This window comes from Vibrio sp. PID23_8 (assembly GCF_003584965.1).
Lineage (GTDB): Bacteria > Pseudomonadota > Gammaproteobacteria > Enterobacterales > Vibrionaceae > Vibrio.
Genome location: NZ_LIXE01000002.1, coordinates 347,627 through 361,223, shown reverse-complemented (window position 1 = coordinate 361,223; position 13,597 = coordinate 347,627). Strand labels below are relative to the sequence as shown.

Below are 13,597 nucleotides of genomic sequence, written 5' to 3'. Positions count from 1 at the left end.
ATACAAAAAGGGTCGCACTTGCGACCCTTTGTTGTTATTTACACTTTATATTAAGCAACTTGTGTTTGTTGTTCTTCAATCTGTTCTATTGTGCTGTTCGTCTTTTCTGCACCGTGCATCCAGCGTACTAGCGTGTTAGAGAACAGTAGTAGAATCACACCAGAGATCGTTGCTGTGACTGCAATACCGCTGAAGATTGCTAGAGCACCGAGCTCACCTACGTGAGAACCCACGTAACCAGCAACATAGTTTGCAATTGCGTTACAGCCAAACCATGCTCCCATCATAAGTGAAGCAAGACGTAGCGGAGCTAGCTTGGTGACTAGCGATAGACCGATAGGAGATAGACATAGTTCACCCAGCGTATGGAAGAAGAATGCACCTACTAGCCATAGCATTGATGTTTTCACTGCAGTGTCGCCACCTTGTTCAATGACCGCACCAACCATACATAGGAAGCCAAGCGCGAGGAAGAACATCGCCAAAGCAAATTTTACCGGTGAGTTTGGCTCTCGCTTACCTAGTTTCACCCAAAGTACAGCTAATACCGGCGCTAGTGTGATGATGAAAAATGGGTTTAGTGATTGGAACCATGCTGCAGGTACTTCGAAGCCACCAATCATACGATCGGTGTATTGCTGCGTGTAAATGTTCATTAGACCGCCTGCTTGCTCAAAGCCTGCCCAAAAGACGATGGTAAACATGCTCATCACAAGGATTACTTTGATACGATCCGCTTCTTCTTTGGTCAGAGGCTCTTTTTTTGCTGACTTCTTGAGTGCTAGGTCACGCTTCGCAGCAGGTTCACGGCCAATATCACCAAGCCAAGATTGAGCAAATGTCATTTGCATTACAAGGCTGATAAGCATACCAATGCCAGCGGCTACGAAGCCGGCTTTCCAACCGAACTCATTGGTGACTGAACCTGAAATCACACCTGCGAGCAGTGCGCCGATGTTGATACCCATGTAGAAAATAGTGAAAGCACCATCACGACGGTTATCACCTTCGTTGTATAGATCACCAACCATGGTCGAGATATTTGGCTTGAATAGACCGTTACCGCAGATAAGTAAAGCAAGGCCTAGGTAAAAGGTATGTAGAGAACTAAGGCCAAGAATGTCTGCTGGCATTGCTAGTGTGAACTGGCCTATCGCCATCAGCGCACCACCAATCAGGATAGAACGGCGTTGACCTAAGTAGTTATCCGCAAGGTAACCACCAATAAGAGGAGTGATGTAGACAAGCCCAGTATAGATGCCGTAAAGATCTAGAGCATCTTTAGTCGACCAGCCAAGACCACCGTTCATGGTTGCGTCAGTCAGGTAAAGTACTAGAATGGCGCGCATTGCGTAGTAAGAAAAGCGTTCCCATAGTTCAGTTCCGAACAATAAGAACAAGCCACGTGGGTGACCAAAGTATTGATGTTGGTTTGACATAAGCTCTTCTAATAGTCGTTATTACATTTTTTAACGGAGTCTACGTATACATGGCTATTTAGGCGGTGACAAACAATAAAATTTCACGTGACGATTCAATAACTTTATTATGTTGCTGTTTTGTGGCGATTTTGTGGAATATTTGTCGGTGTATTTGATGTGTTACAAACTTACTTTCCATTTTTGTCTATGGACTTGCCCGTTAAGTGTCTGAAAATAAAAAAGTATCATGGCGAAGATTTAGCCATATGCACATAGATTGCTTGAATGTCCATGACTCAATATTGGCTTAATGCTAGGATGATAAAAAATACATAATTGGCTAGTCATGAAATGAAACGTTGGTATCTACTTTATTGCAAGCGTGGAGAGCAAGTAAGGGCGAAGCAACACTTAGAGAATCAAGGTGTGGAATGTTTCTACCCTACTGTTGAGGTTGAAAAGATCTTGCGTAGTAAACGACAAAAAGTCGAAGAACCGTTATTTCCATGTTATGTATTTGCTCGATTTGACTATGAGCAAGGGCCGAGCTTTACGTCGATTCGCTCTACACGTGGAGTGGTAGACTTCGTCCGTTTTGGAGCTCAACCAAAAGAAATCGAAGGAGATTTGATCTTCGAACTTAAGCAGTTAGAGCAATGCACCGTAGAAGATATAAACTCGGAGTGTATGCCGCAACCTGGTGACCAAATTAGAGTCAAAAGTGGGCAGTTTGCCGGTATTGACGCTATCTACCAAGAGCAAGATGGAGAGAAGCGTTCTATTCTGTTGGTGCAGATGATCACTAAGCACGTGCCAGTTAGCTTAAACAACAGTGACTTGGATCTGAAGTAACACGAATTCAAATCAAAAAGAGGTGCGAAAGCACCTCTTTTTGATCGTAGTGAATTTATTTGTCTGAAAGGGCTGGTGGAGCCAGTCCAATCGTTATGTCATGAAAATGACTTAGTAAGCGTCGTTGTGAACGGTTTGTACCGCACGCCCTGATGGGTCTACGCAGTTTTGGAAAGATTCATCCCACTCGATCGCTTTCGCAGATGAACATGCGACAGAAGGGCCACCAGGGACACATTCTGCAGCTGAAGGTAAGGGGAAGAGCTCTTCAAAGATCTCACGATACACATAACCTTCTTTTGTGGTTGGTGTGTTGTACGGGAAGCGGTATTGAGCGGTCTCCATTTGCTGTTCGGTCACTTTCTGTTCCGCGACTTCTTTTAGCGTATCGATCCAGCTGTAGCCAACACCATCAGAGAACTGCTCTTTTTGGCGCCATGCAATCGACTCCGGTAGGTAATGCTCAAAACACTCACGAAGAATATGTTTTTCCATTTTACCGTTGCCGCACATTTTGTCTGCTGGATTCAAACGCATTGCCACGTCGATGAACTCTTTGTCTAGGAAAGGCACACGGCCTTCTACCCCCCAAGCTGCCAGCGATTTGTTTGCTCGTGCACAATCAAACATATTTAGAGCAAGCAGTTTACGTACGGTTTCCTCATGGAACTCTTGTGCGTTCGGTGCTTTGTGGAAGTAAAGGTAACCGCCGAATATCTCATCCGCGCCTTCGCCAGAAAGTACCATCTTAATGCCCATCGCTTTAATCTTACGTCCCATTAAGAACATTGGTGTTGATGCGCGAATTGTTGTGACATCGTAAGTTTCAATGTGGTAAATCACGTCACGAATTGCGTCTAAGCCTTCTTGGATGGTGTAAGTCATCTCGTGATGGACGGTGCCAATTTGCTCTGCGACTTCGCGGGCCGCTTTCAAATCGGGCGCACCTTCTAGACCAACAGCAAAAGAGTGCAGTTGTGGCCACCACGCTTCAGATTTCTCATCATCTTCAATGCGCATCGCGGCGAATCGTTTTGCTACTGCCGAAGTGATCGACGAGTCCAGACCGCCAGAAAGAAGTACACCATAAGGAACGTCTGTCATTAGCTGACGTTTTACTGCGGCTTCCAGTGCTTCGGTTAACTCTTCCTTACTGGTTGAGTTACCTTGCACGGCCGCGTATTCGTTCCAGTCTCGGATGTAGTAACGTTGTGGCTCTGAATCGGCACTAGCGTAATGGCAACCAGGAGGGAATTCACTGACGGTTTTACATACCGATACAAGTGCTTTCATTTCAGATGCGACATAGTAGTTGCCGTGTTCGTCGTAACCTTGGTAAAGCGGAATGATACCGATGTGGTCACGACCTATTAGGTACTCATCTTTTTCTTCGTCGTATAGGACGAATGCGAAAATACCGTTGAGTTCTTCAAGAAGGTCTGCGCCTTTGTCTTGGTAAAGCGCGAGAATCACTTCACAATCAGAGTCCGTCTGAAATTCGTATTTGCCTTCGTAACGCGCACGGATCTCTTTGTGGTTGTAGATTTCACCGTTTACAGCAAGGATGAGTTTTTTATCTGGGCTGTATAGTGGCTGAGCACCGCTATTTAGGCCAACGATGGCTAAGCGCTCGTGCGCTAAAATAGCGCGTTCTGAAGAGTAAATACCAGACCAGTCAGGGCCACGGTGGCGAAGTTTTTTCGACATCTCTAATGCGATAGGGCGCAATGAAGCAGCATCACTTTTAATGTCTAAAATGCCAAATACTGAACACATACAACATCCTTTTTAAACTAGACAATTTTTAATCGGTATGACTCCAATTTGCCATTCTGAGTAAAAAAAGCAACGTTTTTTGAATAAAAAAATCATAAAAAGGCTTGTTAGTTGGAAAATATTTAACAAAATCTAGATTTTGGTGAATGTGATTAAGGTTTGGTTGAAATAGTGTACAAAAAAGCCCTCTTATTCGCAGAGGGCTCAATAAAAATAGGGTTTTTGATGCTTATTTGATAGGGGTAAATTGAGGTTGAAGTTGATCGCAAACATGACGAGCAAAGCCACTACCAGCTTCACTGTAGATGTTAAATGCTGCATCGACTCCACTTTCTAGTAAGCCTTCTAGCTGATCGGGATATTCGGCAATTGCAGCAATTTGGCCTTTGTAGTTTCGGCTTTGTAATTGCTCAAGTGCGGTTTGGTTTCCTTGATGGTGTGGCATCGCCAGAAGAACCATCTTCACGTTCGCGGTATCTAAGATACGTTCCCAAAAATCCGGGTCAGTCGCATCGCCGGAAATCACATTACGGCCTTCAGATCGGTGTTTATGGGCAGCGTCTTCACGAACTTCGACACCAAGAGAGATCTTGCCATAGCGAGCGCGAAGTTCATCATAAGCACCTGTACCAATTCGACCCATACCTAAAATCAATATTTGCGCATGCCCTGGATTGATGAGTTGGTCACGTTGGTTCAGCTTCTCTGCCGCCGTTTCTTGTAGCCACTTACCCGAGTGTTGGTAAATTTGATGACCAAGTCTGTTTAGTGGCGCAGAAATGATGAATGAGATAGAAACGGCGACCGCAATCGCGGCTAGTATATCGCTTGGCATCCATCCCATATTATACGCAAGGCCACCCACAATCAGGCCAAATTCACTGTAATTGAACAGTGAAAGTGATGTAAGTAAAGAGGTACGAACACGGAACTTAAAGTAGTTGATGGTTAGGAAGTAAAGCACCCCTTTGATTGGTAGTAACAGAATAAAGAGCAGCGCGAGGCCTACACCGTTAAAGCTCAGTGATGCGGATAGGCCAATGTTTAGGAAGAAACAGACTAAAAACAGTTCCTTCATGTTAAATAGGGCTTTGGAAAGCTCTGACGCTTTGCGGTGGCCGGCGAGTAGCATGCCAAGGATCAGCGCGCCGAGATCTGGCTTCATACCAACCAATTCAAATAAGCCTGCGCCGACAACGAGTGCGAAAAAGATGCCAAATAGCACCAGCATTTCACCGTGGCCGACTTTGTCTAACACTTTGTAGAACAGTGGACGAAGTAGCGGCAGGGCAAACAGGCCAATGGCATACCATTCAGGGATTTTCCCTGTTGATGCGGTCAAGAACACCACGGCAAAGATATCTTGCATAACAAGAATACCGATAGCCAGAGTGCCGTAAGTGGCATTTATTTCCCCCTTTTCTTGCAGAGTCTTAACAGCAAAAACGGTACTAGAGAATGAGAGGGCGAACGCTAAGAGCAATATTTGCGTGCTGTCCATGTCCGTTAACGAGGACAGGCCAAGCAGCTTTAATCCGATAAGAACCAGCGCAAAGAACAGAGTGGAAATAATATTGTGCACGGTCGCGCCACCCCAGATCTCTTTGGAAAGTAGGGTTTTGACATCAAGCTTTAAACCGATAGTGAAAAGTAGAAGCGTCACACCGAGATCGGCGAGGGTGATGATGACCTCATTGCTCTGATAACCAAAAGCATGCAAGCCAAAGCCCGCAAGCAGAAAGCCAACCAGAGGTGGGAGGTTGCACTTGACCGCAATAAAACCAGCTATAAAAGCCGTTGTAATTAGAATAATTTCCATACTGTTGAGCTATATTCCTGATATACAAAAACGGGCTGTGAAATCACAGCCCGAGATTGTAACTTAATTGGATGTATAAACTTAGTCTTCTAGTAACTTTTGTAACAAAACACCGTTTAACATGGCACGTTTAATCATTGCAAATGCACCCATGGTTGGTTGCTTATCAATATGTGATGCGACGATAGGGAGTTCGTTGTGGAATGTTTTTAAAGATTGGTTTTCTACATTACGTCGAATCGCTGGGAAAACAATTTCTTCGGCCGCAGTGATATCACCCGCAATGACAATCTTTTGTGGGTTAAACAAGTTAACTGTAATTGCGATGGCTTTACCTAGCTGGTTACCCACACGTACCAAGCTTTGTTTTGCCAATTCATCCCCGCTAATGGCGTGACTACAAACATCTTCGATAGTGATGTGTTCCAGCTGAGTGAGGCTGGACTCGTAGCCTTGCGCGATCAATTGTCTGACTCGTTTTACGATGGCAGGGTTTGCAGCCACCGTTTCCAAGCAACCAAAGTTGCCACATTGACATTGTTCGCCTAAAGGGTCGATTTGAATATGGCCGATTTCACCCACGTTGCGATTAAAACCAAGGAATACCTCTCCCTTTACAATGATACCCGCTCCCGTACCTCGGTGAACACTAACAAGAATAGAGTCTTGGCAGTCTTGACTTGCACCAAAGTAGTGCTCGGCTAATGCCATGCTGCGAACATCATTACCGACAAAGCAGGCAGTATTAAACTTTTCACTAATGATCTCCCCAAGCGCGAGGTTATCGATATCAGTGTTTGGCATATACTCGACAACCCCTGTGGTTGGGTTAACCAAACCAGGAAGGGTAATACCAATTGCAATGAGCTGATCAATCTTATCTTGGCAACGATCACGAAAACCTTTCAATAACTCAATTAACCCTGTAATCAAGTCAGCTTGATTTGAGTAATGAAGTTCGTGCTGATCGGTAACTAAAGCCGTTCCGCCCAGATCGTATAAACAGAACTGAACATAGTCACGGCCCAATCGAATGGCGATAGAGTGGAATGGCTTCACTTCAGTGGTCAACGAGATAGCTCGGCGACCACCAGTAGAAGCTTGTTGCGCGACCTCTTTAATTAGACCGTGCTCTAAAAGTTGACGGGTTATTTTGGTAACACTTGCTGGAGCAAGCTGACTTACATCGGCTACCTGTATGCGGGAGATAGGACCTTGTTGGTCGATCAACCTATAAACAGCAGCACTGTTCAACTGCTTTACTAAATCTACATTACCAATCTGTCCGCCATTCATGCTTAATTTTGCTCGTATTGTCCGTTAACAACCGTCGCTTTTACATTGAAGTCACGATCGAAAATAGTTAGGTTTGCCACCATACCTTTTCGAATTCGGCCAAGACGCTCCTCAACACCGATAGCGGTAGCTGGATAAAGCGTAGCCATTCGTAGAGCTTCGTCTAAAGCGATGCCCGCGTGCTCAACGGTGTTCTGAACTGCTTCAATCATTGTCAGAGCTGAGCCGCCTAGTGTGCCGTTTTCATCAACACACTTACCATCTCGGTAATATACTTTCTTACCAACAAAAATAAAGTGATCCATGTCGGCACCTGCTGGAGCTGTGGCATCGGTCACCAAAACAAGCTTTTCACCTTTGATTTTATGCGCAATACGGATGTTCGCGTAATCAACATGGAAACCGTCTGCAATGATGCCTGCGTAAACTTCAGGCGTATCGTAAATAGCGCCCACAACACCAGGTTCACGACCCACCATTGGTGTCATCGCATTAAACAGGTGTGTAGCAAAGGTAATGCCTGCTTCAAAGCCTTCACGCGCTTCAGCATAGGTTGCATTCGTGTGGCCGATAGATACCACGATGCCAGCCGCTTTCAAACGTGAGATGTGCTCAGGATCGTTTTGTTCTGGTGCCAATGTTACTTTTGCAACGATGTCTGCGTTTTCACAGATAAGATCAATCATGCCGTCATCTGATGGGCGAATGAAATCAACGCTGTGGATGCCTTTTTTGGCAACGTTAAGGTAAGGGCCTTCTAAATGTAGGCCTAGTGATTGGTTTTTATATTGGTTGTGGTATTCGCGAGCTGCTGCGATTGAAGCACGCATGTCTTCGTCAGATGAAGTGATAAGGGTAGGCAGAAAGCTCGTACAGCCAGACTTTAAGTTCGCGTTATGCATAATCTGCATGGTTTCTGGTGTGATTTCGTCGTTAAGCATTACGCCACCACAGCCATTTAACTGAAGGTCTATGAAGCCTGGGCTTAGGTTTGCACCGTTTAAATCTCTAACTTCAATAGTCTCTGGTAATTGAGTCACAGGCACTACCGAGTGTATCTGATCGTTTTCAATGATAACCGCATGGTGGGTGAGAACGTCACTACCGGTATAGATTTTACAGTTACTTAGCGCGTACATATTCAGCGAGTCCTTATAAATTAGAATTCAATTTCTGCCTTGTTATCTAGATGATGTACGAGTGAATCCTATGGATTACTTAGTTTGTATCACTGATTTAGATAACAGGTCACATACAGCAAGTCGCGTTTTATTAATGTTATTGTCATTGTAACCATTTGAAAAATATTGAATTAATTGCTTGTTGTTATTATTTTTCAGAGCAAAGCTACTGCGATTAGCCTGTTGAGAGACTAAAATAACACTGATTCTTTCTTGCATATAGTGCGAGAATTTTATCGTTAAAACGCCATTTTTTCGTATAATAAAATAAGTTTTATGATCTCGCTAGCAAAAACCTTTCTATTGGGCGATTTCTGGTGATTGTGATCACAAACAATGAGGTTTTAATTTGCGGAGCAAAATTAATATCATAAACTGGTGCGAACTAAATTGAACGACTGAAATAAGTCTTCAACAAAACATAAAATCCTATAGGGGGAACTTAAGGTGAATATTCTTGGGTACGCGCAGAAGTTAGGTAAAGCACTTATGCTTCCTATCGCAACGCTTCCAGTTGCAGCGCTTTTACTACGTTTGGGTCAAGGCGACCTTTTAGATATTCCATTTATGGCTCAAGCGGGTGGTGCGATCTTCGGTCAACTTCCACTTCTCTTTGGTCTAGGTATTGCGATCGGTCTTTCTAAAGATGGTCAAGGTGCTGCTGGTCTAGCTGGTGCCGTGGCTTACTTTGTAATTACAGCAACAGCAACAACAATCAATGCTGACGTAAATATGTCATTCTTTGGTGGTATCATTGCTGGTATTATCGCTGGTCACTCTTACAACGCTTTCCATGCGACGCGTCTTCCTGAGTGGTTGGCATTCTTCTCTGGCAAACGTCTAGTACCTATCATGGCGGGTCTTTTCGCGCTAGTAGCAGGTGCAATCGCTGGTGTTGTTTGGCCATCAATTCAAGCTGGTCTTGACGCTCTAGCACACGCGGTATCAACATCTGGCGCTATCGGTCAGTTTGTATACGGTACACTTAACCGTGCGCTTATCCCTGTAGGTCTACACCACGTATTAAACTCGTATTTCTGGTTCGGTATGGGTACGTGTCAAGAAGTTATAGTTTCTGGCGCAACAGCAGCTGGTCAAGCACTTCCTGCACTACAACAGCTTTGTGTTGACCCTTCTCTAGCTAAGACTCTAGTTGTTGGTCAAGCTCACACATTTGAATTCGCAAACTCTGTCACTCCAGAAATCACTGCAACAGTTAAAGAAGTAACTGAAACCGTTAAATCTGGTGACCTACACCGCTTCTTTGGCGGCGATAAGAGCGCTGGTGTATTCATGAACGGTTTCTTCCCTGTAATGATGTTCGGTCTACCGGGTGCAGCACTTGCTATGTACCTCGCTGCACCAGTTGAGAAACGCAGCCAAGTTGGTGGCGCGCTATTCTCAGTAGCATTCTGTTCATTCCTAACAGGTATTACTGAGCCTCTAGAGTTCATGTTCGTATTCCTAGCACCTGCACTATATGCAATGCACGCGGTGTTCACAGGCTTGTCTCTAGTAATTGCAAACATGTTTGGTACGCTACACGGCTTTGGTTTCTCTGCAGGTCTTATCGACTTCGTATTGAACTACGGTCTAGCAACTAAGCCTCTAGTACTGCTTGCTATCGGCCTAGGTTTTGGTGCCCTATACTTCTTCACATTTAGCTTCGCAATCCGCGCGTTCAACCTAAAATCGCCTGGTCGTGAAGATGACGACGAAGACACGCCTGCAGCAGCACCAGCAGGTGAAGCGAAAAAAGGTGACCTAGCTCGTCAATACCTAAAAGCATTAGGTGGTCACGACAACCTAACGTCTATCGACGCATGTATCACTCGTCTACGTCTAACTCTTAAAGATCGCTCTATCGCTGATGAAGCAGTACTTAAGAAACTAGGTGCGAAAGGTGTTGTGAAACTGGGTGAAAATAACCTTCAAGTTATCCTTGGTCCTCTTGCAGAAATCGTTGCTGGTGAAATGAAAGCAATCGGTTCAGGTGAAGACCTATCAGATGTAAAACTTCCGTAATTACATCTTAAGACTCTCTATTAAGACCTCCTTCGGGAGGTCTTTTTTTGTTTTGAGGGGATTGAATCTACACCGCTTTCAAGCGAAGTAGCGAAATATTGCTTTTTTAACGACGGTTCTTGTTGTCTAATCGCTAAGAATTGTGGATCATTAGGAATAATGCACTCTGCAAAACCAACCTTGGTTGCGGAGTACTGTTTTCTCTGACAATACTAATATTTTTGAGGTGCTATAGATGAGTGAAGCTGATGCTCGTCCATCAAACTTTATTCGCCAGATCATTGATAAAGATCTAGCGGATGGTAAACACACTAGCGTGCATACTCGATTCCCGCCAGAGCCAAATGGCTACTTGCACATCGGTCATGCTAAGTCTATCTGTTTGAACTTCGGTATTGCTCAGGACTACCAGGGTCAATGTAACTTACGTTTCGACGATACAAACCCTGAAAAAGAAGACATCGAATACGTTGAGTCTATCAAGAAAGATGTAAACTGGTTGGGCTTCGAGTGGGATGGTGAAGTATGTTACTCATCAAACTACTTCGATAAGCTTTACGAATATGCAATTGAATTGATTAACAAAGGCTTAGCGTATGTAGATGAGCTAAGTCCAGAGCAGATCCGTGAATACCGCGGCACACTAACTGCGCCAGGTAAACCAAGCCCTTATCGTGATCGTCCTATTGAAGAAAACCTAGCGTTATTTGAAAAAATGCGTGCGGGTGAATTCGAAGAAGGTAAAGCATGTCTACGCGCGAAGATCGACATGGGTTCTTCATTCATGGTTATGCGTGATCCAGTGATTTACCGTGTACGTTTTGCTACTCACCATCAGACTGGTGACAAGTGGTGCATTTACCCAATGTACGACTTTACACACTGTATTTCTGATGCGCTAGAAGGCATTACGCATTCTATCTGTACGTTAGAATTTATGGACAACCGTCGTCTTTACGATTGGGTTCTGGAAAATATCACGATTGATTGCCGTCCACACCAGTACGAATTCAGCCGCCTGAATCTTGAGTACACGGTGATGTCTAAGCGTAAGCTAAACCAGCTTGTGACTGAAAAATTGGTTGATGGTTGGGATGACCCGCGCATGCCAACAGTATCAGGTCTCCGTCGCCGTGGTTTCACGCCAGCATCAATCCGTGAATTCTGTAAGCGTATCGGTGTAACAAAGCAAGAGAACATGATCGAATTCGGTTCTCTAGAATCTTGTATTCGTGATGATCTAAACGAAAATGCACCGCGTGCGATGGCTGTTCTAGATCCAGTTAAGATTGTTATTGAGAACTACGAACAAGGCGCTGTTGAAACACTAACGCTTGCAAATCATCCAAACAAACCTGAAATGGGTGAGCGTGAAGTACCATTTACTCGCGAAGTATGGATTGAGCGTGAAGACTTCCGTGAGGAAGGCAACAAGAAGTACAAGCGTCTGGTTCTAGGTAAAGAAGTTCGCCTGCGTGGCGCTTACGTAATCAAAGCAGAACGCGTTGAGAAAGATGCGGAAGGTAACATCACAACTATCTTCTGTACTTACGATGTCGATACGCTAGGTAAGAACCCAGCTGATGGTCGTAAAGTGAAGGGTGTTATCCACTGGGTATCTGCGGATAAAGCATTGCCTGCAGAAATCCGTTTGTACGATCGTTTGTTCACGGTACCAAACCCGGCTGCAGCGAATGACTTCGCGGCAACAATTAACCCAGAATCACTAGTGGTTCTAAACGGTTTTGTTGAGCCAAGCCTAGCGGCTGCAGAAGCAGAGCAGGGCTTCCAGTTCGAACGTATGGGTTATTTCTGTGCAGATTCGAAAGATTCTTCAGCAGAGAAGCTAGTATTCAACCGTACGGTTGGTCTGCGTGACACTTGGGCAAAAATTGAGAATCAATAATCTCAATTAACTGCGAATAAAAAACGCCAGCTGAAAAGCTGGCGTTTTTTTGTTTCGGGCAAATAAAAACGCCAGCCTGGGCTGACGTTAAAGTGCATTACTGAGCAAAACTGAATACAGAATTACTGTGCTGGTTTATGTGCGTCAGGGTTATCTTTACAAGTCCCGTCACCACATTTACCGTATAGGTATAAGCTATGGTTAGTAAGCGTGACATTGTACTTAGCCGCAATTTCACGCTGACGTTGTTCAATTATTTCGTCTGAAAACTCAATAACTTCGCCACAGTCTAAACAAACTAGATGGTCATGGTGGTGCTGAGTTGATAATTCAAACACTGATTTTCCACCTTCAAAATGGTGTCGAGTTACAATGCCAGCATCATCAAACTGGTTGAGTACACGGTAAACCGTTGCAAGACCTATTTCTTCACCTAGATCAATCAACTTTTTGTACAAATCTTCAGCACTAATGTGCTGGCAGTCTGGCTGCTGAAGTACTTCTAAAATTTTTAGCCTTGGAAGGGTTACTTTTAAACCCGCATCCTTCAGCGCCTGATTATTGTCTGACATATACTTTCCCGTTGGATCATCTGCAGCGATTTAACAGAATTTAATATGTCTACCATTATAGGCGAAGCATACTGAACATTAAACCACGAACTTCAAAGGGTTAATAGATTCTTTTTGTAAATTGGAAACGGCTCTATTATATTACAGATCAGACCAGTTACATATTAATAACATTGAACTGCAAAGACTATGGATGGTTATGAATAAGCGACTTGCTAAGATATATAAACCAGGGATAGTGAAATTTTCGCTCAATATTTGGCCGCCATTTTGGGGGGCTGGTATCAAAATCTTACATATTTCTGATGATTTTCGAACGGTAAAGGTCCGTTTGAAGCTCTGCTGGTGGAATAAAAATGCGAATCGCACCCAATATGGTGGCAGCATTTTTTCACTCACCGATCCGATTTACTCACTGATGCTTATGGGGATTTTGCGTGAGGAATATTATGTTTGGGATAAAGAAGCAAGCATCAATTTTATCAAGCCGGGACAAAGTGATTTGTTTGCCGAATTTGAAGTAACAGACGGTATGCTAGAAGAGATCTATCAGGTCACCCGTAACGGAGAGAAATGTTTTCCAGAGTTCATTACACACGTTAAAGATAAGGACGGTAATGTGGTATCGCAAGTACAGCGGAAGCTATATGTACGGAAAAAACCTCAATATCGGGAAGAAGAGATTGCCTCCGAAGCTTCATAGCATTCAGATAAAAAAAGACCTCCTGATGGAGGTCTTTTCTATAATG

Annotated in this window: 10 protein-coding genes; 4 read left to right on the top strand and 6 right to left on the bottom strand. The window is 44.1% G+C overall.

Annotated elements, in window-relative coordinates:
* Positions 1 to 50 precede the first annotated feature (50 nt).
* Complete coding sequence (locus AK966_RS05515) at positions 51 to 1,439, bottom strand: peptide MFS transporter (protein ID WP_119463678.1); 1,389 nt, start codon at positions 1,437 to 1,439, stop codon at positions 51 to 53.
* A 333-nt stretch (positions 1,440 to 1,772) separates the two neighbouring features.
* Here AK966_RS05515 and rfaH point away from each other — a divergent pair, with 333 nt between their 5' ends.
* Positions 1,773 to 2,273 (top strand): transcription/translation regulatory transformer protein RfaH, encoded by a 501-nt coding sequence (gene rfaH, locus AK966_RS05510; RefSeq protein WP_099079314.1) that lies wholly within the window; start codon positions 1,773 to 1,775, stop codon positions 2,271 to 2,273.
* 111 nt (positions 2,274 to 2,384) lie between these two features.
* Here rfaH and asnB read toward each other — a convergent pair whose 3' ends face one another.
* The 4 genes from asnB to nagA all read right to left on the bottom strand — a co-directional run bounded on the left by asnB (position 2,385) and on the right by nagA (position 8,303).
* Positions 2,385 to 4,049 carry an asparagine synthase B gene (gene asnB, locus AK966_RS05505; RefSeq protein ID WP_119463677.1) on the bottom strand — a complete coding sequence of 555 codons (1,665 nt, stop codon included), beginning with the start codon at positions 4,047 to 4,049 and terminating at the stop codon, positions 2,385 to 2,387.
* Positions 4,050 to 4,278: 229 nt separating this feature from the next.
* On the bottom strand, positions 4,279 to 5,868 hold the full coding sequence (locus AK966_RS05500; protein WP_119463676.1) for a cation:proton antiporter family protein: 1,590 nt from the start codon (positions 5,866 to 5,868) through the stop codon (positions 4,279 to 4,281).
* A gap of 81 nt (positions 5,869 to 5,949) precedes the next feature.
* Positions 5,950 to 7,164 (bottom strand): ROK family protein, encoded by a 1,215-nt coding sequence (locus AK966_RS05495; protein WP_099079317.1) that lies wholly within the window; start codon positions 7,162 to 7,164, stop codon positions 5,950 to 5,952.
* 2 nt (positions 7,165 to 7,166) lie between these two features.
* A complete protein-coding gene (nagA, locus tag AK966_RS05490) occupies positions 7,167 to 8,303 on the bottom strand; it encodes an N-acetylglucosamine-6-phosphate deacetylase (RefSeq protein WP_099079318.1) in 1,137 nt (378 codons plus the stop codon).
* Positions 8,304 to 8,792: 489 nt separating this feature from the next.
* Between nagA and nagE the strand changes: the two genes are divergently transcribed.
* Both nagE and glnS read left to right on the top strand, forming a co-directional pair.
* Positions 8,793 to 10,370: an N-acetylglucosamine-specific PTS transporter subunit IIBC gene (gene nagE / locus AK966_RS05480; RefSeq protein ID WP_099079319.1), complete on the top strand. Its 1,578-nt coding sequence runs from the start codon at positions 8,793 to 8,795 to the stop codon at positions 10,368 to 10,370.
* 235 nt (positions 10,371 to 10,605) lie between these two features.
* Positions 10,606 to 12,276 carry a glutamine--tRNA ligase gene (glnS, locus tag AK966_RS05475; protein ID WP_099079320.1) on the top strand — a complete coding sequence of 557 codons (1,671 nt, stop codon included), beginning with the start codon at positions 10,606 to 10,608 and terminating at the stop codon, positions 12,274 to 12,276.
* A gap of 122 nt (positions 12,277 to 12,398) precedes the next feature.
* On the opposite strand, the gene fcrX is transcribed toward glnS, so the two are convergent.
* Complete coding sequence (fcrX, locus tag AK966_RS05470; RefSeq protein ID WP_099079321.1) at positions 12,399 to 12,848, bottom strand: ferric iron uptake transcriptional regulator FcrX; 450 nt, start codon at positions 12,846 to 12,848, stop codon at positions 12,399 to 12,401.
* A 199-nt stretch (positions 12,849 to 13,047) separates the two neighbouring features.
* On the opposite strand from fcrX, the gene AK966_RS05465 reads away from it, so the two are divergent.
* Positions 13,048 to 13,551 carry a DUF4442 domain-containing protein gene (locus tag AK966_RS05465; protein ID WP_099079322.1) on the top strand — a complete coding sequence of 168 codons (504 nt, stop codon included), beginning with the start codon at positions 13,048 to 13,050 and terminating at the stop codon, positions 13,549 to 13,551.
* The last annotated feature ends 46 nt before the right edge of the window (positions 13,552 to 13,597 follow it).

Coding starts and splice junctions, on each gene's coding strand:
- AK966_RS05515 (WP_119463678.1), bottom strand. CDS start 1,439: ATGTCAAACCAACATCAATACTTTGGTCACCCACGTGGCTTGTTCTTA.
- glnS (WP_099079320.1), top strand. CDS start 10,606: ATGAGTGAAGCTGATGCTCGTCCATCAAACTTTATTCGCCAGATCATT.
- asnB (WP_119463677.1), bottom strand. CDS start 4,049: ATGTGTTCAGTATTTGGCATTTTAGACATTAAAAGTGATGCTGCTTCA.
- AK966_RS05500 (WP_119463676.1), bottom strand. CDS start 5,868: ATGGAAATTATTCTAATTACAACGGCTTTTATAGCTGGTTTTATTGCG.
- fcrX (WP_099079321.1), bottom strand. CDS start 12,848: ATGTCAGACAATAATCAGGCGCTGAAGGATGCGGGTTTAAAAGTAACC.
- rfaH (WP_099079314.1), top strand. CDS start 1,773: ATGAAACGTTGGTATCTACTTTATTGCAAGCGTGGAGAGCAAGTAAGG.
- AK966_RS05495 (WP_099079317.1), bottom strand. CDS start 7,164: ATGAATGGCGGACAGATTGGTAATGTAGATTTAGTAAAGCAGTTGAAC.
- AK966_RS05465 (WP_099079322.1), top strand. CDS start 13,048: ATGAATAAGCGACTTGCTAAGATATATAAACCAGGGATAGTGAAATTT.
- nagA (WP_099079318.1), bottom strand. CDS start 8,303: ATGTACGCGCTAAGTAACTGTAAAATCTATACCGGTAGTGACGTTCTC.